This window comes from Streptomyces fractus (assembly GCF_049844455.1).
Lineage (GTDB): Bacteria > Actinomycetota > Actinomycetes > Streptomycetales > Streptomycetaceae > Streptomyces > Streptomyces fractus.
Window position 1 is genome coordinate 6,079,595 of sequence record NZ_JBMYHI010000002.1, and the last position, 22,142, is coordinate 6,101,736.

15 protein-coding genes are annotated in these 22,142 nt (G+C 70.9%); 10 read left to right on the top strand and 5 right to left on the bottom strand.

Translation table 11 applies throughout. The features are described from left to right. Positions 1-82 precede the first annotated feature (82 nt). The 4 genes from ACP4E5_RS29465 to holA all read left to right on the top strand — a co-directional run bounded on the left by ACP4E5_RS29465 (position 83) and on the right by holA (position 5,259). Positions 83-2,785: a ComEC/Rec2 family competence protein gene (locus ACP4E5_RS29465; RefSeq protein ID WP_425841747.1), complete on the top strand. Its 2,703-nt coding sequence runs from the start codon at positions 83-85 to the stop codon at positions 2,783-2,785. A gap of 176 nt (positions 2,786-2,961) precedes the next feature. Further along, positions 2,962-3,843: a YceI family protein gene (locus tag ACP4E5_RS29470; RefSeq protein ID WP_425833857.1), complete on the top strand. Its 882-nt coding sequence runs from the start codon at positions 2,962-2,964 to the stop codon at positions 3,841-3,843. 41 nt (positions 3,844-3,884) lie between these two features. After that, on the top strand, positions 3,885-4,130 hold the full coding sequence (locus ACP4E5_RS29475) for a hypothetical protein (RefSeq protein ID WP_425833858.1): 246 nt from the start codon (positions 3,885-3,887) through the stop codon (positions 4,128-4,130). Between the two features lie 145 nt (positions 4,131-4,275). Next, on the top strand, positions 4,276-5,259 hold the full coding sequence (holA, locus tag ACP4E5_RS29480; protein ID WP_425833860.1) for a DNA polymerase III subunit delta: 984 nt from the start codon (positions 4,276-4,278) through the stop codon (positions 5,257-5,259). Between the two features lie 207 nt (positions 5,260-5,466). On the opposite strand, the gene rpsT is transcribed toward holA, so the two are convergent. After that, positions 5,467-5,733, bottom strand: a complete 267-nt coding sequence (rpsT, locus tag ACP4E5_RS29485; protein ID WP_266719751.1) for a 30S ribosomal protein S20 — start codon at positions 5,731-5,733, stop codon at positions 5,467-5,469. A 233-nt stretch (positions 5,734-5,966) separates the two neighbouring features. Between rpsT and lepA the strand changes: the two genes are divergently transcribed. Both lepA and ACP4E5_RS29495 read left to right on the top strand, forming a co-directional pair. Beyond that, positions 5,967-7,838: a translation elongation factor 4 gene (lepA, locus tag ACP4E5_RS29490; protein ID WP_425833862.1), complete on the top strand. Its 1,872-nt coding sequence runs from the start codon at positions 5,967-5,969 to the stop codon at positions 7,836-7,838. Positions 7,839-8,062: 224 nt separating this feature from the next. After that, positions 8,063-9,952 carry an AMP-dependent synthetase/ligase gene (locus ACP4E5_RS29495; RefSeq protein ID WP_425833864.1) on the top strand — a complete coding sequence of 630 codons (1,890 nt, stop codon included), beginning with the start codon at positions 8,063-8,065 and terminating at the stop codon, positions 9,950-9,952. 31 nt (positions 9,953-9,983) lie between these two features. Here ACP4E5_RS29495 and ACP4E5_RS29500 read toward each other — a convergent pair whose 3' ends face one another. Continuing rightward, entirely contained in the window at positions 9,984-10,562 is a 579-nt protein-coding gene (locus tag ACP4E5_RS29500; RefSeq protein WP_425833866.1) for a response regulator, read from the bottom strand. Between the two features lie 12 nt (positions 10,563-10,574). Next, on the bottom strand, positions 10,575-14,711 hold the full coding sequence (locus ACP4E5_RS29505; protein WP_425833868.1) for a HAMP domain-containing protein: 4,137 nt from the start codon (positions 14,709-14,711) through the stop codon (positions 10,575-10,577). 102 nt (positions 14,712-14,813) lie between these two features. On the opposite strand from ACP4E5_RS29505, the gene ACP4E5_RS29510 reads away from it, so the two are divergent. Beyond that, positions 14,814-16,769 (top strand): SpoIIE family protein phosphatase, encoded by a 1,956-nt coding sequence (locus ACP4E5_RS29510; protein WP_425833870.1) that lies wholly within the window; start codon positions 14,814-14,816, stop codon positions 16,767-16,769. Positions 16,770-16,796: 27 nt separating this feature from the next. After that, positions 16,797-18,029: a radical SAM family heme chaperone HemW gene (gene hemW, locus ACP4E5_RS29515; RefSeq protein ID WP_425833872.1), complete on the top strand. Its 1,233-nt coding sequence runs from the start codon at positions 16,797-16,799 to the stop codon at positions 18,027-18,029. A gap of 127 nt (positions 18,030-18,156) precedes the next feature. Here hemW and ACP4E5_RS29520 read toward each other — a convergent pair whose 3' ends face one another. Together ACP4E5_RS29520 and ACP4E5_RS29525 are read right to left on the bottom strand one after the other, a co-directional pair. Next, entirely contained in the window at positions 18,157-18,978 is an 822-nt protein-coding gene (locus ACP4E5_RS29520) for a DUF3097 domain-containing protein (protein ID WP_425833874.1), read from the bottom strand. 34 nt (positions 18,979-19,012) lie between these two features. Then, on the bottom strand, positions 19,013-19,753 hold the full coding sequence (locus ACP4E5_RS29525) for an MBL fold metallo-hydrolase (protein WP_425833876.1): 741 nt from the start codon (positions 19,751-19,753) through the stop codon (positions 19,013-19,015). Positions 19,754-19,896: 143 nt separating this feature from the next. On the opposite strand from ACP4E5_RS29525, the gene hrcA reads away from it, so the two are divergent. Continuing rightward, on the top strand, positions 19,897-20,913 hold the full coding sequence (gene hrcA / locus ACP4E5_RS29530; protein ID WP_425833878.1) for a heat-inducible transcriptional repressor HrcA: 1,017 nt from the start codon (positions 19,897-19,899) through the stop codon (positions 20,911-20,913). Next, positions 20,914-22,050, top strand: coding sequence for a molecular chaperone DnaJ (dnaJ, locus tag ACP4E5_RS29535; RefSeq protein WP_425833880.1), 1,137 nt, complete (start codon positions 20,914-20,916; stop codon positions 22,048-22,050). The last annotated feature ends 92 nt before the right edge of the window (positions 22,051-22,142 follow it).

A 22,142-nucleotide genomic window follows, 5' to 3' on the forward strand; every position in this document is an offset into this window, starting at 1 on the left:
GGCGGCGCTGACGGTGACCGGTTCGCCGTGGTGGGCGGGGCTCGTGGCGGTGGCGTGTGCGGTCGGCGGGGCGGGCCTGTTGGTGGCGGGGCGCGGTGGGGCCGGGCGTACGGCGCGGTCCTGGCGTGGTCCGTCGGCGGCGGCGCTGCTCCTGTGCACCGCGGCGGCGGCGACCTCCGCAGGTCTGCACGGTGCCGACCTGCGACGTGGCCCCGTGCCCGGACTCGGGGCCCGGTTCGCCCGTGTGGACGCGGAGTTGGAGGTGACCTCCGACCCCCGGCTCACCCGCCCGAGAATCCACGGCGACCACGCGGCACCGACGTCGGTGCTGGTGGAGGCAGACGTGGTGCGGGTGACAGGCCCGGACGGACACGCGGCGCTGACGCGGGCGCCGGTGCTGGTCTTGGTGGATGGGAGGGGCGGGGGAGGCGGAGGAGCGGGGAGGGCTGGAAGGGGCGGAAAGGTCGGAGGAGGCGAAAGGGCCGAGGGAGCTGGAGAGGCCGAAGGGGTTGGAGGAGTCGAGCGCGGTGAGAGAAACGGAGGGGGCCCTGGAGGAGACGGGGGAGAGCGGGGAGAGCGGGGAGACGAAAAGGGTGCGGGAGCCAGAGGAACCAGTGGAGACGGGCGAGCCGGAGGAGTTGGAGGAGCTGAAGGGGTCGGAGGAGTCGAAGGAGTCGAAGGAGGTGAAGGAGCTGGAGGGGTCGGAGGAGTTGGTGGAGCCGGAGGAGGTGGAGGAGTCGGAGGAGGCGGCGGAGTTGGTGGAGCCGGAGGAGTCGGAGGAGGCGGCGGAGCCGCAGGTGATAGAAGCGCCGCACCCCCGCGCGCCCCCGGTAAGTCGTCCCAGGTGCAAGGGAGTTCGTGGCTGGCGGTGTTGCCGAGTACGCGGTTGCGGGTGCGGGGGAGTCTCGCGCCGCCCGTGGTCGCGGGGGGCCGGGTCGCGGCGGTGCTGCGGGTCGGAAGTGGGGAGCGGGCACGGGTCGTGGGGGCGCCGAGCCGGTCGCAGCGGGTGGCCGGGGCACTGCGGGCGGGGCTGCGTGAGGCCACCGACGGGCTCGACGCGGACGCGCGCGCACTGTTGCCGGGGCTCGTCGTCGGCGACACCGCGCGTGTGACACCGGAGCTGCATGCCGCCTTCGAGGAGACGGACCTGTTGCACCTCATGGCGGTCAGTGGTGCCAACTTCACGATTCTGCTGGCCCTGTTGATCGGTCCGCCCGGCACGGCGCAGCTCGTCGAGCGGCGCGGGCTGGCGCCGCGGATCGGCCTGCCGTTGCGGACGACCGCGGTGCTCGGCGGGGTCCTCACGCTCGGCTTCGTCGTGGTGTGCCGGCCCGAGCCGAGTGTGCTGCGGGCGGCGTCGTGCGGGCTGATCGCGCTGCTCGCCGTGGCCACCGGGCGCCGTAGATCGCTCATCCCCGCCCTGGCCACGGCGGTGTTGCTGCTCGTCCTGTACGACCCGTGGCTGGCGCGGAGTTATGGGTTCCTACTGTCGGTGCTCGCGACGGGCGCGCTCCTGACGCTGGCCCCGCGGTGGAGCGCTGCGCTGCGCGGGCGCGGGGTGCCGGGGCGGCTCGCCGAGGCGCTGGGGGCCGCCGCTGCCGCGGAGGCGGTGTGCGCTCCGGTCGTCGCGGTGCTGGCGGCGCGGGTGAGCCTGGTGGCGGTGCCGTGCAATCTGCTCGCGGAGTTCGCGGTCGCGCCCGCGACCGTGCTCGGGTTCGCGGCACTCGCGGCGGCGCCGCTCGCGATGCCGGTGGCGAAGTCCCTGGCCTGGTGCGCCGGTTGGCCCACGGGGTGGATCGCGGACCTCGCCCGGACCGGGGCCGCCCTGCCCGGCAGCGGGGTGGACTGGCCGGGTGGCTGGCGCGGTGGGGCGTTGCTCGCGCTCGGCACGGCGGTCCTCGTGCTCGTGGGACGCAGAGTGCTCACGTCGCCCTGGATCTGCGGGGTCTGCGCGCTGATGCTCGTGCTGGTGATCACGCGGCCCGCGCCGCTCGTGCGGGGCGTCACCGGTTGGCCGCCGGCCGGCTGGCGCCTGGCCATGTGCGACGTGGGGCAGGGCGACGCGCTGGTGCTCGCGGCGGGGGCGGGGACCGGGGTGGTGGTGGACGCGGGCCCCGACCCGCTGCTCGTCGACCGGTGCCTGCGCTCGTTGGGCGTCACCCGGATCCCGGCGGTGGTGCTCACGCACTTCCACGCGGACCATGTGGCCGGGCTCGCGGGGGTGTTGCGGGGGCGGGCCGTCGGGCAGATCGAGACGACCGGGTTCGAGGAGCCGCCGGAGCAGGTGGCCTTCGTACGGAGGGAGGCGGCCCGGCGCGAGATCCCGGTGGTGCGCGCGGTGGCGGGGGAGCGGAGCAGGGCGGGCCCGCTCGACTGGCAGGTGCTGTGGCCCCCGCCGGACCCGGCCCCGACTCCGGACGGGCCGAACGACGCGAGCGTGACCCTGCTCGTCCGCGTCGCGGGGCTGACCCTGCTGCTCCTCGGCGACCTCGAACCCCCTGCGCAGCGCGCCCTGTTGAGGACGCCGGCCGGGGCCCGGCTGCCCCGGGTCGATGTGCTCAAGGTCGCCCACCACGGCTCGGCGTACCAGGATCCGGAGCTGTTGCGCAGGGCCGCGCCCCGCGTCGCCCTGATCTCGGTGGGCCGCGACAACCCGTACGGTCACCCCGCCCCCAGCACGCTGGCGGCGCTGCGGGCGCGCGGTGCGGCCGTGCTCAGGACGGACCGGGACGGGGCGGTCGCGGTCGTGGGAGGGGGTGGTGAGGCGCTCCGCGTGTTCCCGTAGCGCGGTCGAGGCTGGTCATGGGCGCGGTCGAGGCCGGCCGTGGGTGCGGTCGATGCTGCTCAGGGCGGTGTTCTTGCCATGTGAGCGCATCTTGCCTCGAAACTGCCCACGATGATCGAATGTTTGTCGAATGCAGCAGATCAGGTAGTTGTCCAGCGTTCTGGGGTGGGTAGGACATGTTCGGCCTCCGACGGAGAAACCGTACTAACCGGTCAGTAGATTCGAGTTCCCTCGGGGGAAGGACGGTGCCGCCGGGGGCGGGGGTGCTCGGCGGCCGGATCATCGATGCCGTGGGCGAGCCGGTGCGCGGCGCCGAGTTCCAGGTGACCGACGCGATGGGGCGCAAGGTGGTGAGCGGGGGCGTCGACCCGTTCGGCTCGTTCGTGGCGACCGTGCCCGCGGGGGACTACCGGCTCGCCGTGTCGGCCGAGGGGTACGCGCCGTTCCGCGGCGGGGCCACCGTGGCCGAGGGCGAGCAGGCGGCCCTCGGTGACGTCACGCTCCAGGTGTCCGCGCCGCCGCCGCTGCCGGCCCCGGGGGACTGGGAGGTCGAGCCGACGCACTCCTCGATCGGGTTCACGGCGCGGCACATCGGGATGGCGCGGGTCTACGGCCGGTTCAACACGTTCGCCGGTGTGCTGCGGGTGGCCGAGCGGGTCGAGGACTCCGCGATGCACGTCGTCATCGACGCCTCGTCCATCGACACGAACGTCAAGATGCGCGACGACCACCTCAGGTCCGCCGACTTCCTCGACGTCGAGCGCTTCCCGACGCTGGAGTTCTACAGCGAGCGCTTCGTGCACAAGGGCGGCAGCCGCTGGGCGATCACCGGGGCGCTCTCGCTGCACGGTGTGACCAGGACGGTCACGCTGGACGCCGAGTACCTGGGCGTGGGCACCGGCATGGAGGGCGAGACCCGGGCCGCCTGCCGCGCGTCCACGGAGCTGCACCGCGACGACTTCACCGTGAGCTGGCAGACCATGCTGGCGAGGGGCATCGCCGTCGTCGGCTCCAGCGTCCGCATCGACCTCGACATACAGGTCGTGCCCAAGGGCTGACCCCGTGCGGCGGCGTCGCACGCGTGCCGGAAAATGGTGGCGTGAGCGATGTGAGACACGTACTGGTGCTGCCCGACCGGGATGCCGCAGAGGAGGCCGCGGAGGCGCTCCGGGAGCGCTTCGGGGTGGCCGAGGAGCCCCAGCTCGTACGGGACGCGCTGGCCGGTGAGGACGACGCCGAGGACGCGCAGTGGCTGCTCGTCGTCGAGGACGCGGCGGGTCGGCTCGACGCCGAGGAGCTGGACGGGTTCGCGGGCGAGTGGGACGGGTGGCGCGAGGAGCCGTAAGGGCTCCGGCCGCTGCCCCTCCCCTCTGGCTTCCCCCGGGCCACGCCCCCCGGGCCACGCCCCCCCCTGGGCTCCCGGCCCCGGTTCCCGGCCCCCGTTCCGGAGGGCCCCTTGTTGTCAGTGGCGCGTGGGATGCTTGGGCGCGATGGCCAGGAAGACTGCAAACGACGAACCGCTCGCTCCTCTCACCGTCGCGGTGGGGCAGGAGGATCTGCTGCTCGACCGCGCCGTGCAGCAGGTCGTGGCGGCCGCGCGCGCCTCGGACGCGGACACCGACGTCCGGGACCTCACCCCTGATCAGCTGCAGCCGGGGACGCTGGCCGAGCTGACGAGCCCCTCGCTGTTCGCCGAGCGTAAGGTCGTCGTCGTACGCAATGCGCAGGACCTGTCCGCGGACACGGTCAAGGACGTCAAGGCGTACATCGGCTCGCCCGCCGAGGAGATCACGCTGGTGCTGCTGCACGCCGGCGGCGCCAAGGGGAAGGGCCTGCTCGACGCGGCGCGCAAGGCCGGGGCCAGGGAGGTCGCCTGCCCCAAGATGACGAAGGCCTCGGACCGGCTGGCCTTCGTGCGGAGCGAGTTCCGTGCGCTCGGGCGGTCCGCCACCTCCGAGGCGTCCCAGGCGCTCGTCGACGCCATCGGGAGTGATCTGCGGGAGCTGGCGTCCGCGGTGTCGCAGCTCGCCGCCGACGTCGAGGGGACCATCGACGAGGCCGTCGTCGGGCGGTACTACACGGGGCGGGCCGAGGCCTCCAGCTTCACCGTCGCCGATCGGGCCGTGGAGGGGCGGGGGGCCGAGGCGTTGGAGGCGCTGCGGTGGTCGCTCTCGACCGGGGTGGCGCCGGTGATGATCACCAGTGCGCTGGCCCAGGGGGTGCGGGCGATCGGGAAGCTGTCGTCCGCGCGCGGGGGGCGGCCGGCGGATCTCGCACGGGAGCTGGGGATGCCGCCGTGGAAGATCGACCGGGTGCGCCAGCAGATGCGGGGGTGGACGCCGGACGGGGTGGCCGTCGCGCTTCGGGCGGTCGCGGAGGCGGATGCCGGGGTCAAGGGGGCCGGGGCCGACCCGGAGTACGCGCTGGAGAAGGCCGTGGTGACCGTGGCGCGGGCCGCGCGTGCGCGCGGGTAGCGACCCGCCCTCACCGCTGGAAATCCCGAAACCCCGGATACGCCGAAGCCCCGCCCTGGAAAAGGGCGGGGCTTCGGCGTTGTGCATGTGGTGAGCCCGCACCCGCGTGGCGAACGCAGATCGCGTGCGGGCTCTGGGTGTCGGTCGGGGGCGGATGAGAGAGGGCCCGCCCGGGTCCTACCGACGGTGAATCAGGTCAGGTCAGGTTCAGGCCTGGATGGACGCGACCTTCGAAGCAAGCGCCGACTTCTTGTTGGCGGCCTGGTTCTTGTGGATGACGCCCTTGGAGACGGCCTTGTCGAGCTGACGCGCGGCAACGCGCTGGGCCTCGACGGCCTTCTGGACGTCACCGGAGGCAGCGGCCTCGCGGGCCTTGCGGATCGAGGTCTTGAGGGAGGACTTCACGGCCTTGTTGCGCAGCCGAGCCTTCTCGTTGGTCTTGATCCGCTTGATCTGGGACTTGATGTTCGCCACGAAATGAGCCTTTTCAGGTTCAGGCACGGAGTCCGCGAAGGACCCGTACCGGTGATTGTCACTGAGTGCGTGCCTCGGCTTAGAGGGCATGAGACACAGCTGCCCACGGTATCAGCCGTCATCCAGGCGGCCCAAACCGGGCGCAGCCCCCCGCTCATGGGACCATGGAGGCTACGTATTGATCCCAACCGAGGCCGACCCGAGGCAGAAGGCCTCAAGAGACAGGACCCTGCGTGCCCGCGATCCCTAAAAATGTGCCCGAGCCGAGCCGCACCGACCCGGCTCTGATTCGCAACTTCTGCATCATCGCGCACATCGACCACGGCAAGTCGACGCTCGCCGACCGGATGCTCCAGCTGACCGGCGTGGTCGAGCAGCGGCAGATGCGTGCTCAGTACCTCGACCGGATGGACATCGAGCGAGAGCGCGGCATCACGATCAAGTCCCAGGCGGTGCGTCTGCCCTGGGCCCCGACCGAGGGGCCCGACAAGGGCAGTACCCATGTCCTCAACATGATCGACACGCCGGGCCACGTGGACTTCACGTACGAGGTCTCGCGCTCGCTCGCGGCCTGTGAGGGCACGATCCTGCTGGTCGACGCGGCGCAGGGCATCGAGGCGCAGACCCTCGCCAACCTCTACCTGGCGATGGAGAACGACCTCAAGATCATCCCCGTACTCAACAAGATCGATCTGCCGGCCGCCCAGCCCGAGAAGTTCTCCGAGGAGCTGGCCAATCTCATCGGCTGCGATCCGGACGACGTGCTGAAGGTCTCCGCCAAGACCGGCATGGGCGTCGAGGCGCTGCTCGACAGGGTTGTCCGCGACATCCCGGAACCGGTCGGCGTCGCGGACGCCCCCGCCCGCGCGATGATCTTCGACTCGGTCTACGACTCGTACCGCGGTGTCGTCACGTACGTCCGTGTCGTCGACGGCCAGCTCAACAAGCGTGAGCGGATCCGGATGATGTCGACCGGCGCCACGCACGAGCTGCTCGAGATCGGTGTGTCGTCCCCCGAGATGACCCCGGCCGACGGCATCGGCGTCGGCGAGGTGGGCTACATCATCACCGGCGTGAAGGACGTCCGTCAGTCCAAGGTCGGTGACACGATCACCTCCCTGAACAAGGGCGCGACCGAGCCCCTCGGCGGTTACAAGGACCCGAAGCCGATGGTCTTCTCGGGCCTGTATCCGCTGGACGGCTCGGAGTACCCGGACCTGCGCGAGGCCCTCGACAAGCTGCAGCTCAACGACGCGGCGCTGGTCTACGAGCCGGAGACGTCGGCCGCGCTCGGCTTCGGCTTCCGCGTCGGCTTCCTGGGACTGCTGCACCTCGACGTGATCCGTGAGCGGCTCGAGCGGGAGTTCGGGCTCGACCTCATCGCCACCGCGCCCAACGTGGTCTACCGCGTGGACATGGAGGACGGCACCGAGCACCAGGTCACGAACCCGAGCGAGTTCCCCGAGGGCAAGATCGACAAGGTCTACGAGCCCGTCGTGCGCGCCACGCTCCTCGCGCCCAGCGAGTTCATCGGCGCGATCATGGAGCTCTGCCAGACCCGCCGCGGCACCCTCCTCGGCATGGACTACCTCTCCGAGGACCGGGTGGAGATCCGCTACACCCTCCCCCTCGCCGAGATCGTCTTCGACTTCTTCGACCAGCTGAAGTCCAAGACCCGCGGTTACGCGTCCCTGGACTACGAGCCCACCGGTGAGCAGGCCTCCGACCTGGTGAAGGTCGACATCCTGCTGAACGGCGACCGCGTCGACGCGTTCTCCGCCGTCACGCACAAGGACGCCGCGTACGCGTACGGCGTGCGCCTGGTGGCCAAGCTGCGGGAGCTCATTCCGCGGCAGGCCTTCGAGATCCCCGTCCAGGCGGCCATCGGATCCCGGGTCATCTCCCGCGAGACCATCCGCGCCATCCGCAAGGACGTGCTCGCCAAGTGCTACGGCGGTGACATCTCCCGTAAGCGCAAGCTGCTCGAGAAGCAGAAGGAGGGTAAGAAGCGGATGAAGATGGTCGGCTCCGTCGAGGTGCCGCAGGAAGCCTTCATCTCGGTGCTCTCCAGCGACGACGGCGGCGGCTCCAAGGGCAAGAAGTGAGCCACTGAGCACACAGGGTCCGGCAGGCGTTCTCGCCCGCCGGACCCTGCTTTTGTGTAAGCCCTGTGAGGGGTGAGGACGAAGCACGCGGTTGGGTGAAGTCGGAGGCCGGAGCCCCTTACGCGGCGGGCGGGTGACCCTTACCCTGATCACTGCCCAATGGTTACTCACCAGTTAAACAAGCCGCTGAACAAGCCGCACTGTCGCGGGCCCCGGAGGACGTCGTGAGCGACACCCAGACCCTGATCGAGAACCGTCCGCCCTCCGTGGCGAATCTCTTCCTGGAGCGCGTGACGGCGACACCGGACGCCGAGGCCTACCGCTATCCGGTGCCGTCGGCCACCGGCACGGGCCCCGACGACTGGAAGTCGCTGAGCTGGGCGCAGGCCGCGCAGCGCGTGTACGCCATCGCCGCGGGCCTCGTCGAGCTGGGGGTGGGCCCGCAGGAGCGGGTCGCGCTCGCCTCCTCGACCCGCGTCGAGTGGATACTCGCCGACCTCGGCATCATGTGCGCCGGCGCGGCGACCACGACCGTGTACCCGCAGACCAACGAGGACGAGTCGGCGTTCATCCTGTCCGACTCCGAGTCCAAGGTGATGGTCGCCGAGGACGCCGCGCAGCTCGCCAAGGCGCGGGCGCGCCGGGCCGAGCTGCCCGAGCTGCGGCACGTCGTGGTGGTCGACGCGACCGGGGTCGAGCCCGACGCGGGCGACCCCGACGGCTGGGTGCTCACCCTGGAGGACCTGGAGGCGCGGGGCGCCGCGTACCTGGAGAAGAACCCGGACGTCGTGACGGAGCGGGTCGGGGCGATCGAGAAGGACCAGCTCGCCACGCTCATCTACACCTCCGGCACCACCGGGCGGCCCAAGGGCGTCCGGCTCCCGCACGACAACTGGTCGTACATGGCGAAGGCCATCGCGGCGACCGGCCTCGTGGGCGGCGAGGACGTGCAGTACCTGTGGCTGCCGCTCGCGCACGTCTTCGGCAAGGTGCTGACCAGTGGCCAGATCGAGGTCGGGCACGTCACCGCCGTCGACGGCCGCGTCGACAAGATCATCGAGAATCTGCCGGTCGTGCAGCCGACGTACATGGCCGCCGTCCCGCGCATCTTCGAGAAGGTCTACAACGGTGTCGCCGCGAAGGCCCGGGCCGGCGGCAGCGCCAAGTACAAGATCTTCCAGTGGGCGGCAGGAGTCGCGCGCGAGTACGCGAAGGTCAGCCAGGACAACTTCCGCCGTACGGGCGTCGCCTCGGTGCCGTTCGGGCTCTCCTCGAAGCACAAGGTCGCCGACGCGCTCGTCTACAGCAAGCTGCGGGAGGCCTTCGGCGGGCGGCTGCGGGCGTGTGTGTCCGGCTCCGCCGCGCTCGCTCCCGAGATCGGCTACTTCTTCGCCGGCGCCGGAGTGCACATCCTGGAGGGCTACGGGCTGACCGAGTCCAGCGCCGCCTCCTTCGTGAACCCCGGTGAGGCGTACCGCACCGGCACCGTCGGCAAGCCGCTGCCCGGCACCGAGGTGCGGATCGCGGACGACGGCGAGATCCTGCTGCGCGGCCCCGGCATCATGGAGGGCTACCACGGCCTGCCCGACAAGACCGCCGAGGTCCTGGAGTCGGACGGCTGGTTCCACACGGGCGACATCGGCGAGCTGTCCAACGACGGCTACCTGCGGATCACCGACCGCAAGAAGGACCTGATCAAGACGTCCGGCGGCAAGTACATCGCGCCGGCCGAGGTCGAGGGCCAGTTCAAGGCCGTGTGCCCGTACGTCTCCAACATCCTGGTGCACGGAGCCGACCGGAACTTCTGCACGGCCCTCATCTCGCTCGACGAGCCGTCGATCCTGGAGTGGGCCAAGGAGAACGGCCTCAGCGGCTCCTCCTACGCGGAGGTCGTCGCGGCCCCGCAGACGGTGCAGCTCGTCGAGGCCTACGTGAAGGAGCTCAACGAGGGCCTGCAGCGCTGGCAGACCATCAAGAAGTTCAAGCTCCTGCCGCGCGACCTCGACATCGAGCACGGCGAGCTGACGCCCAGCCTGAAGCTGAAGCGCCCGGTCGTCGAGCGCGAGTACAAGGGGCTGCTCGACGAGATGTACGCCGGGAGCCTGGAGGGCTGACGCCCCGAGGAGACGCTGCGGTGGGGACGCGCTACCCCCGGCGCATCACCCGCAGCGTCTCCTTCATCTCCCCGATGTCGTCGCGGAGTTCGCGTACGTCGGGGTTCTCGTCCTTGGCCAGGCGCTGCTCCATCGTCGTCATGCGGGCCGCGAGGCTGTCCAGCTGCTGGTGTTCGCGCGCCAGGAGACGCTCGAGCTGGCGGTTCTTGCGGTGCAGGTCGAGGAAGACGGTCACCTTCGCGCGCAGCACCCACGGGTCGAAGGGCTTGGTCAGATAGTCGGCGGCGCCGGTCGCGTAGCCGCGGAAGGCATAGCCGGTGTCGGCCTCCGTGCCCGTCAGGAAGATGATCGGGACGTCCTTCGTCTGGTCGAGACGCTTGATGTTCGTCGCCGTCTCGAAGCCGTCCATGCCGGGCATCCGGATGTCCAGGAGGACGACGGCGAACTGCCTGCGCAGCAGCGCCTTCATCGCCTCCTCGCCCGAACGGGCCCTGACCAGCGGCTCGTTGAGCGGACCCAGGACGGCTTCGAGTGCGGTCAGGTTGTCCTCCATGTCGTCGACGAGGAGGATGCTGGCCCGATCCGTTGAAGTGGACTCTGCAGTGGTCATGATGCGGGTGCCTCATTCAGTGGTCGCCGGGGTACCGGAGACCTCGGTGGCGGACGGGTCCGTCTCCTCGGGGGCCAGCAGCTCGCACACGACGTTCAGCAACTGGTCGACGTCCACCGGTTTCGGTACGTAATCGTTCGCGCCCTTGGCGATCGACTTCTCGCGGTCGCCGGGCATGGCCTTGGCGGTGAGTGCCACGATGGGCAGCCCGGCCCACCTCGGCGTACCGCGGATGGCGGAGATCGTCTCGTAGCCGTCCATCTCGGGCATCATGATGTCCATCAGGACGATTTCGACATCGGGGTGGCTCTCCAGCGTCTCGATGCCCTCGCGGCCGTTCTCCGCGTACAGGACCGGCATGCCGACCCGGCCGAGGACATGGGTGAGCGCGAAGACGTTGCGGATGTCGTCGTCGACGATCAGGACGCGGCGGCCCGGCAGGACCAGGCCCGGCCTGCCCGTCTTCCACTGCTCCAGCTTCGTCGGCGCCGGCCAGTTGTCCTCCTGCTCCAGCGGCTGCGGCGGGGCGTACATGTCCGTGGGGAATCCCTGTTCGGGCACGAGAGCCGTCTGCGGCAGGCGCGGCGACTCCTCCCCGGGCGGCTCGTGCCCGGGGCAGCGCACGGGGACGTACAGCGTGAAGGTGGAGCCCTCGCCGGGTTCGCTCTCCGCGACGATGTGGCCGCCGAGCAGCGCGGAGATCTCCCGGCTGATGGACAGGCCGAGGCCCGTGCCGCCGTACTTGCGGTTCGTCGTGCCGTCGGCCTGCTGGAACGCCTCGAAGACGACGGCGAGTTTGTCGCGCGGGATGCCGATCCCGGTGTCGGTGACGGCGAAGGCGAGCAGATCGTCGCCGTCGCCAGGCTGTGTCCCCTCGGAGGTCTTGACCAGGCGGACCCGCAGTTCGACCCGGCCCTGCGCGGTGAACTTGATCGCGTTCGACAGGAGGTTGCGCAGGATCTGCTGGAGGCGCTGCTCGTCGGAGAACATCTCGCGCGGCACGTCCTCGCCGACCGACACCTCGAAGGCGAGGCCGCGGTCGAGGGTGATGGGCCGGAAGGTCGCGTGGACGTAGTCGAGGACCTTGATGAGCGGGAGCCTCTTGGGGCGTACGTCCATCCGGCCGGCCTCGATCTTCGACAGGTCGAGGATGTCGTTGATGAGCTGCAACAGGTCCGAGCCGGAGCGGTGGATCGTCGCCGCGAACTGGACCTCCTGGTCGTTGAGATGACCGTCGGGGTTGTCGGAGAGCAGCCGGGCCAGGATGAGCAGGGAGTTGAGCGGGGTGCGCAGCTCGTGCGACATGTTCGCCAGGAACTCCGACTTGTACTGCGAGGAGGTCGCCAACAGGGCTGCCTTCTCCTCCAGTTGGGAGTTCGACCGCTGCAACTCGGCCTGTTGGCGTTGGAGTTCGTCCGAACGCTCCTGGAGCTGGATGGCGAGGCGCTGGGACTCGCCGAGCAGGGACTCGGTGCGGGAGTTGGCGATGATGGTGTTGATGGCGACGCCGATGGTGTTCACGAACTGGTCGAAGAACGCCAGGTGGACGTCGGAGAAGCGGGAGAAGGAGGCGAGCTCGATGACGCCGAGGAGCTTGTCCTCGAAGAGGATCGGGATGATCACGACCGACGCGGGCGCCGCCTCGCCGAGCCCGCTGTTGATGTTGATGTAGTCCGGCGGCACCTCCTCCACCAGGATCCGCTTCTTCTCCAGGGCCGCCTGCCGTACGAGGCCGTGGACCGGCATCCCGCCTGTGTCGATGACCGAGGCGGAGCCTGAGCCGTACCCCGCGATGTACGCAAGTCCCTTGGTACGCACGGCGGTTGGCTGACCGGCGCCGTCCTCGTCCTCCTCGGCGAGGAAGAAGGCGCCGTACTGGGCGTTCACCAGCGGGGTCAGCTCGCGCAGGATCAGGTCGGCGACCTCCATCAGGTCGCGGTGGCCCTGCATCAGCGCGGCGAGGCGGGCCAGGTTCGACTCGAGCCAGTCCTTCGCGCGGGTCGTCTCGCGGAGGTTGGCCACCATCAGGTTGATGTTGTCCTTGAGCTCGGCGACCTCGCCCTGCGCGTCGACCGTGATCGAGCGGGACATGTCGCCCGAGGTCACCGCGGAGGCGACCTCGGCGATGGCGCGGACCTGCGTGGTCAGGTTCAGCGCCAGCTCGTTCACGTTCGTCGTCAGGCGCTTCCACGTGCCGTAGACGCCCTCGACCCGCGCCTGGCCGCCCAACTGGCCCTGAGAGCCCACCTCGCGGGCCACCCGGGTCACCTCGGAGGAGAACGAGGAGAGCGTGTCGACCATCGTGTTGATCGTCGTCTTCAGTTCGAGGATCTCGCCGCGCGCGTCGACGTCGATCTTCTTGGAGAGGTCGCCCTGCGCGACGGCGGTGGCGACCTGTGCGATGTTCCGCACCTGCGACGTCAGGTTGTCCGCCATGTAGTTGACGTTGTCCGTGAGGTCCTTCCAGACGCCTGACACCCCGTGGACGGTCGCCCTCCCGCCGAGTCTGCCGTCGGTGCCGACCTCGCGGGCCACCCGTGTCACCTCGTCGGCGAAGCCGCGCAGCTGCTCCACCATCGTGTTGACGGTGTCCTTCAGCTCCAGGATCTCGCCGCGCGCGTCGACCGAGATCTTCTTGCCGAGGTCGCCCTGGGCCACGGCCGTCGTGACCTGCGCGATGTTGCGGACCTGGGAGGTCAGGTTCGACGCCATGAAGTTGACGTTGTCCGTGAGGTCCTTCCAGACGCCCGATACGCCGCGGACCTGGGCCTGGCCGCCGAGGTTGCCCTCGGTGCCGACCTCGCGGGCGACGCGGGTGACCTCGTCGGCGAAGGCGGAGAGCTGGTCGACCATCGTGTTGATCGTCGACTTGAGTTCGAGGATCTCGCCCTTCGCCTCGACGGTGATCTTCTTGCCGAGGTCGCCCTGGGCCACCGCCGTCGACACGAGCGCGATGTTGCGCACCTGCGACGTCAGGTTGTCGGCCATGAAGTTGACGTTGTCGGTGAGGTCCTTCCAGACGCCGGACACGCCGCGGACCTGGGCGCGGCCGCCGAGCTGGCCCTCGGTGCCGACCTCGCGGGCCACCCGTGTCACCTCGTCGGCGAAGGCGGAGAGCTGGTCGACCATCGTGTTGATCGTCGACTTGAGCTCCAGGATCTCGCCCTGGGCGCCGACGGTGATCTTCTGGCTCAGATCCCCGTCGGCCACGGCCGTCGTGACCTGCGCGATGTTGCGGACCTGGGAGGTCAGGTTCGACGCCATGAAGTTGACGTTGTCGGTGAGGTCCTTCCAGACGCCGGACACGCCGCGGACCTGGGCGCGGCCGCCGAGCTGGCCCTCGGTGCCGACCTCGCGGGCCACCCGTGTCACCTCGTCGGCGAACGCGGAGAGCTGGTCGACCATCGTGTTCACGGTCAGCTTCAGTTCGAGCAGCTCGCCCGTCGCCTCGATCGTCACCGTGCGCGTCAGGTCGCCCTGCGCCACTGCCGTCGTCACGAGCGCGATGTCCCGCACCTGCGCCGTGAGCCGCGACGCCATGGTGTTGACCGCCTCGGTCACGGCGCGCCAACTCCCGGACAGACCAGTCACCTTGGCGCGCCCGCCGAGCCGCCCCTCGGTGCCGACCTCGCGGGCCACCCGGGTCACCTCGCCGGTGAACAGGGAGAGCTGGTCCACCATTTTATTGACCGAACGGCCCAACCTGCGTAAGTCACCCTGGAGTTGGCGCGAACCGTCATGCAGGTCGACGCGCTGGGTCAGATCACCGCCCGCCACCGCTTCCAGCACCCGCGTGGCGTTCGCGGTCGGCGCCACGAGCGCGTCGATGATGGTGTTTACGTCGCCGACTCGGGTCACCCAGGCACCCTGCCCCGGGCTCGCCTCAAGCCGCTCGTCGAGCCTGCCGTGCCGGGTGATCTCCCGCCGCACCCGCGCGAGTTCGGCGTTGAAGTGCACGCTGCGGTCCGCGAGCTGGTTGAATGTCGCGGCGAGTTCACCGACGAGTCCGTCCGCGGTGGCCGGAACATGCGTGAACGTGCCGTCCCGGGCGGCCGTCAGCGCGGCCAGCAGCGGCCGGAGGTCGCCCGGGTTGATGGCTTCGTCACCGTGGCCCTTCTGAAGTGCACGCATACCACTGTTCTCACTCATAGCGGCCTACTTAGGTAACTCCGCGCTTATGGGCGGGGTCAGTCTGTCACCCTGTCGGTGTCGCCTGAGGCGTCTTTGCCACAACTACTCAGGAGCCGAAACGTGGGTTCCATTCCGATCCAGCGGGAGAACGCCTTCAGCCCCCCGGACGCGCCGGACCAGCCGGCCGGGGAGCCGATAGTCGCGCGCACATCGCTGCCCGGGAACCCGCTCGCGCCCGCGGCGGCCCGCCGTTTCCTGCGGGCCGCGTTCGCCGACTGGACCGAACTGCCCGGCCTCTCGGTGTCCTTGACCCTCGACGGCCGCCTCATGGACGACGCGACCGTCGTGCTCAGCGAACTCGTCACCAACGCCGTCGTGCACGCCGGCACCGGAGTCGACCTTCTGTGCCGCCTGGAGGGCGCCGCCGCGGACGGCAGCGTCGCCGCCGGACTCGTCGTCGAGGTCACCGACCGGCACCCGGCCCGCGCCGTCCGCAACGACCGGGCGTTCCGCTCGCCGGAGACCCCCGAGTTCGGCCGCGGCCTCCAACTCGTCGCCTCTCTCGCCGAGTTGTGGGGCATCACCTACGGGCACGGCACCAAGACCGTCTGGGCCCGCATCCCCGCCGACGACCCGCCCTCCGCCGCGGAGATCCCCGACACCCCGGCCCACGCGCGCAGCCTGCAAAGGGGCCTGCGCGCCGCGGAGATCCTGGCGCCCGCCTCCCGGCGCGCACCCCAGGACCAGGACTGGATCAACCGCGGCGCGCTCTCCTTCCTCGCCGAGGCCTCCGACCTGCTCGCGGGCCAGCTCGACGAGGACATGGTCGCCGCGCTCGTCGGCCAGCTCCTCGTGCCGCGGCTCGCCGACTGGTGCGCCATCTGGTTCTACGAGGAGGAGGGGCGCGGCCTGCCGGGCACCGTCGAGCACGACATGCGGGGCGCCGACCCCATGCCCGCGCCCCGCCTGGCCCGCGTCTGGCACACCCAGGAGCACCGCATCGAGGAGCTCCGCGGACTCCTGGAGAAGGAACCCCCGCGGCTGCCCGACCGCCTCTCCGGCGCCGTACCGGTGCCCTGGCCCTTCGACGCACGGGGCGGCCTCGTCCCGGAGGACACCGGCTCGGCGCTCGCCTACCGGCTGTCCGCCGGCGGCCGCGCCCTCGGCATCCTGCTGATCGGAAGGGCCGGGCTGCACCGCTTCCCCGACGAGGTCACCGGCCTCGTCGAGGACTTCAGCCGGCGCGTCGCCCTCGCCGTCAGCGCGGCCCGCCGCTTCACCCGCCAGGCCACCATCAGCCGCATCCTGCAACGCGGCCTGCTCCCCACCTCCATGGCGGAGATCCCCGGCGTGAAGAGCGCCCTCGTGTACGAGCCGAAGGAGGCGGGCGGCCCCGGCGGCGACTTCTACGACGTGTTCCCGGCCGGCGCGGGACGCTGGTGCTTCGCGCTCGGCGACGTCCAGGGAAAGGGCCCCGAGGCCGCCGTCGTCATCGGGCTCGTGCGGCCCTGGCTGCGGCTCCTCGCGCGCGAGGAGTACCAGGTCTCGCAGGTCCTCGACCGGCTCAACCGGCTGCTGCTCGACGACGCGACCGAGGCCTCCGACGCCGCGGCCCGCGCCCTCGCCGCGGCCGACGGGCGCGGCGTGCCGCCCGAGGGCTCCACCTCCCGCTTCCTGTCGCTCCTCTACGGCGAGCTGACCCCCACCGAGGACGGCGTGCTCTGCACCCTCGCCTCCGCCGGACATCCGCTGCCGCTGCTCATGCGGCCCGGCGGCGAGGTCGTCGCCGCGGCCACGTCGCAGATGCTGCTCGGCGTCGTCGACGACCCGGACTACACGAGCGAAACGTTCATGATGCGCACCGGGGACACGCTCCTGGGCGTCACCGACGGGGTGACGGAGCGGCGCCGCGGGGCCCTCCAGTTCGACGACGGGGACGGGCTCGCGCAGGCCCTCGCCGGGTGTGCGGGCCTGACGGCGCCGCTGCTCGCGGAGCGGATCCGGCGCCTCGTGCACGCCTTCGGGGACAACCCGCCGGACGACGACCTGGCGCTGCTGGTGCTCCAGGCGCAGTGACCGCCGGCGAGGCGGGACAATGGGGTCATGCCTTCCGCACTTCCCGATGGTGAGCCCGTGCCCGACGACGGTTCGCTGCCCGCGTCCGCCCTCGCCGGAGCCGGGTCCCGACCCCTCGGCTTCTACCTGCACGTCCCGTACTGCGCCACGCGCTGCGGCTACTGCGACTTCAACACGTACACGGCCACCGAGCTGCGCGGCACGGGAGGCGTGCTCGCGTCCCGTGACAACTACGCGGCGACGCTGATCGACGAGGTGCGCCTCGCGCGCAAGGTGCTCGGCGACGACCCGCGCCCGGTCCGCACCGTGTTCGTCGGCGGCGGTACGCCGACGCTGCTGCCGGCCGCCGATCTCGTACGGATGCTCGCGGCGGTCCGCGACGAGTTCGGGCTCGCTGACGACGCGGAGATCACGACCGAGGCGAATCCGGAGTCGGTGGACCAGGCGTACCTGGCGGAGCTGCGGGCCGGCGGCTTCAACCGGATCTCGTTCGGGATGCAGAGCGCCCGCCAGCACGTGCTGAAGGTCCTCGACCGTACGCACACGCCGGGGCGGCCCGAGGCCTGCGTCGCGGAGGCGCGGGCGGCCGGGTTCGACCACGTGAACCTCGACCTCATCTACGGCACGCCGGGCGAGACGGACGACGACTGGCGGGCCTCGCTGGACGCGGCGCTCGGGGCGGGGCCCGACCACGTCAGCGCCTACGCGCTGATCGTCGAGGAGGGCACGCAGCTCGCGCGGCGGATCCGGCGCGGCGAGGTGCCGATGACCGACGACGACGTGCACGCGGACCGCTACCTGATCGCCGACGAGGTCCTCGGCGCGGCCGGGTTCGACTGGTACGAGGTGTCGAACTGGGCGACGTCCGAGGCCGGCCGCTGCCTCCACAACGAGCTGTACTGGCGCGGGGCCGACTGGTGGGGGGCCGGGCCCGGGGCGCACTCGCATGTGGGCGGGGTGCGGTGGTGGAACGTGAAGCACCCTGGCGCGTACGCGGCGGCGCTCGCGGAGGGGCGGTCGCCCGGAGCCGGGCGGGAGGTGCTCGCGGAGGAGGACCGCCGGGTCGAGCGGATCCTCCTTGAGCTGCGGCTCCGTGACGGCTGCCCGTTGGAGCTGCTCCGGCCCGATGGGCTCGCGGCGGCGCGAGGCGCTCTGCGGGACGGGCTGTTGGAACCGGAACCGTTCGCCGCCGGCCGGGCCGTGCTGACCCTGCGCGGTCGCCTGCTGGCGGACGCCGTGGTCCGCGACCTGGTCGACTGACTTCACGCCGTCGTCTCGTCGCGCGGCACCGGGGTGCCGCCTTGCCCACCCTGCCGCCCAAGGCGGCAGATTGCCCAAGGCGGTGGCGGCATCATCAATCCAGGGCGCAACCCCGGTGCGGGCCGCGTTACTCGGGAGCCGTCACGAAGTCGATCAGCTCTTCGACGCGGCCGAGCAGCTCCGGCTCCAGGTCCTTGTACGTGCGGACCTGGGACAGGATGCGCTGCCAGGCCTCACCCGTGTTCGCCACCCGCCAGCCGAGCGCCCGGCACACGCCCGTCTTCCAGTCCTGGCCGCGCGGGACGCGGGGCCACGCCTCGATGCCCACGGACGACGGCTTCACCGCCTCCCAGATGTCGATGTATGGGTGGCCCACGACCAGCGCGTGGTCACTCGTCACCGACTGGGCGATGCGCCACTCCTTCGAGCCCGGCACCAGGTGGTCCACCAGGACCCCGAGCCGCGCGTCCGGGCCCGGGGCGAACTCGGAGACGACCGCCGGGAGGTCGTCGACGCCCTCCAGGAACTCCACCGCCACGCCCTCGACGCGCAGGTCGTGGCCCCAGACCCGCTCGATGAGCTCGGCGTCGTGCTTGCCCTCCACGTAGATGCGGCCCGCTCGCGCCACCCGCGCGCGGGCACCGGGGACCGCCACCGAGCCGGACGCGCTGCGCAGGGGGCGGGTCGGGGCAGGGCCCGAGGGGCGTACGAGGGTGACGACCTTGCCGTCGATCATGAAGCCGCGCGGCTCCATCGGGAAGACCCGGAGCTTGCCGAAGCGGTCCTCCAGGGTCACTGTCGGCCCCTGCGCCGTCTTCTCGACCCGGATCACCGCTCCGCAGAAGCCCGTGCCGACCTCCTCGACGACGAGGTCCGGCTCGGCCGGGACCTCGGGAACCGGCTTGTTCCGCTTCCATGGGGGTGTCAGGTCGGCTGAGTACTGGCGCATTCGAGGGACGATAAGAGAAGTCGCAGGTCCCCGGCTACGACACGCCGAAACGTGTCGCCAATGTGGCGCGTTGCGCGCGGACGAACTCCGCATTCACCGTCGAACCGTGCCCCGGAACGTACACCGCGTCCTCGCCGCCGAGGTCGAGCAGCCGGTCGAGCGCGGCCGGCCAGTGGCGCGGCGCCGCGTCCGGGCCCGCCTGCGGCTCGCCCGACTCCTCGACGAGGTCGCCGCAGAAGACGATCTCCGGGCCGCCGGGGACGAGCACCGCCAGGTCGTGGCCGCTGTGCGCCGGCCCGATGTTGGCGAGCAGCACCGTCAGGCCGCCGCCCAGGTCGAGCGTCCACTCGCCGCACACCCGGTGCGGCGGGGTGACGAGGACGTCGACCGCCTCGGCCGCCGCGTCCGGGGCCAGCCCGTGCCGCACGGCGTCGGCGCGCAGTGCCTCGGCGCCGCGCGCGAACAGGGCGTCGATGCCCACCGCCCCGTACACCTCGACGCCCGCGAACGCGGCCGTGCCGAGCACGTGGTCGAAGTGCGGGTGGGTCAACGCGACATGGGTCACTCTTCGGTGTGCCCCGAGGAGCGTGCGGGCGTCGGCGCGCAGCCGGGCGCCTTCACGGAGTGAGGATCCGGTGTCGATCAAGAGCGCCGCATCTTCACCGACGACGAGGCCGCTCGTGCAGTCGAGCCCCGGCAACCGCACCCGCCCCACACCCGGCGCGAGCCCCTCCCAGCCCACCGAGTCCCAATCGATACGTCGTGCAAGCTCCATACCTGGACGCTAGCGCCCTTGCCGGGCCCGTACCCACCGGCCGTACACTGAGCCGGGGACGATTGGCACTCGCCCATAGGGAGTGCCAAAGCAGGAAGATCGCAAGCAACGATCGCGGCGGCTGTTTCTGGAGGTGTGCGCCGATGCTCAACGAACGCAGGCTCGAAGTGCTGCGCGCCATCGTTCAGGACTATGTCGGCACGGAGGAGCCCGTCGGCTCCAAGGCGCTCACCGAGCGGCACAAGCTCGGGGTCTCGCCGGCGACCGTGCGCAACGACATGGCGGCCCTGGAGGACGAGGGATTCATCGCCCAGCCGCACACCAGTGCCGGGCGGATCCCCACCGACAAGGGCTACCGCCTCTTCGTCGACAAGCTCACCGCCGTGAAGCCGATGGCCGCGCCCGAGCGGCGCGCCATCCAGAACTTCCTGGACGGCGCCGTCGATCTCGACGACGTCGTCGGACGCACCGTGCGGCTGCTCGCGCAGCTCACGCGGCAGGTGGCGATCGTCCAGTACCCGTCCCTGACCCGGTCCACCGTGCGCCATGTCGAGCTGCTCTCGCTCGCGCCCGCCCGTCTGATGCTCGTACTGATCACGGACACCGGGCGCGTGGAGCAGCGGATGATCGACTGCCCGGCACCGTTCGGCGAGTCGTCCCTTGCGGACCTGCGGGCCCGGCTGAACAGCCGCGTCGCGGGCCGCAGGTTCGCCGACGTGCCGCAGCTGGTGCAGGACCTGCCGGACGCCTTCGAGCAGGAGGACCGGGGCACGGTCTCCACGGTGCTCTCCACACTTCTGGAGACACTCGTCGAGGAGACCGAGGAGCGGCTGATGATCGGCGGAACCGCCAATCTCACTCGCTTCGGACATGATTTTCCCCTCACCATCCGGCCCGTTCTGGAAGCCTTGGAGGAGCAGGTCGTGCTCCTCAAGCTCCTTGGCGAGCTGGGAGATTCGGGCATGGCCGTACGGATCGGTCACGAGAACGCCCATGAGGGACTCAACTCCACGTCCGTCGTGTCGGTCGGCTACGGTTCGGGCGGCGAGGCAGTGGCCAAGCTCGGCGTGGTCGGACCGACCCGCATGGATTACCCGGGAACGATGGGAGCAGTACGCGCAGTGGCACGTTACGTCGGACAGATCCTGGCGGAGTCGTAAGTGGCCACGGACTACTACGCCGTACTCGGCGTGCGCCGCGACGCTTCCCAGGACGAGATCAAGAAGGCTTTTCGGAGGCTCGCCCGCGAGCTGCACCCGGACGTGAATCCGGATCCGAAGACCCAGGAGCGGTTCAAGGAGATCAACGCCGCCTACGAGGTGCTCTCCGACCCGCAGAAGAAGCAGGTCTACGACCTCGGGGGCGACCCCCTGTCGCAGTCCGGCGGAGGCGGGGCCGGCGGCTTCGGGCAGGGCGGGTTCGGGAACTTCTCGGACATCATGGATGCCTTCTTCGGCACGGCGTCGCAGCGCGGACCCCGGTCCCGTACGCGCCGTGGCCAGGACGCCATGATCCGGCTCGAGGTCGAGCTGGACGAGGCCGCCTTCGGCACCACCAAGGACATCCAGGTCGACACGGCTGTGGTCTGTACGACCTGCAGCGGTGAGGGCGCGGCGCCCGGGACCTCCGCGCAGACCTGCGACATGTGTCGCGGTCGCGGTGAGGTCTCGCAGGTGACGCGGTCCTTCCTCGGCCAGGTCATGACCTCGCGGCCGTGCCCGCAGTGCCAGGGCTTCGGGACCGTCGTCCCGACGCCGTGCCCGGAGTGCGCCGGCGACGGCCGCATCCGGTCGCGTCGCACGCTGACGGTGAAGATCCCGGCCGGTGTGGACAACGGCACGCGGATCCAGCTCGCGGGCGAGGGCGAGGTCGGCCCCGGCGGCGGCCCCGCCGGCGACCTCTACGTGGAGATCCACGAGCTCCCGCACCCGACCTTCCAGCGGCGCGGCGACGATCTGCACTGCACGGTCACGATCCCGATGACGGCGGCGGCCCTCGGCACGAAGGTGCCGCTGGAGACGCTCGACGGCACGGAGGAGATCGACATCCGGCCGGGCACGCAGTCCGGCCAGTCGGTTCCGCTGCACGGGCGTGGTGTCACGCATCTGCGGGGCGGCGGCCGTGGCGACCTCATCGTGCACGTCGAGGTCATGACGCCGCAGAAGCTGGACCCGGAGCAGGAGCGGGTGCTGCGCGAGCTGGCCAAGTTGCGTGGCGAGGAGCGGCCCACGGGGCAGTTCCAGCCGGGCCAGCAAGGTCTTTTCTCCCGGCTGAAGGACGCGTTCAACGGCCGTTGATGCCGCACCGGCGTTACGGCCTCGGGGCTCCGCCCCGGACCCCGCGCCTCAATCGCCGGCGGGGCTTGATTTGGTCGACCATCTCAAGCCCC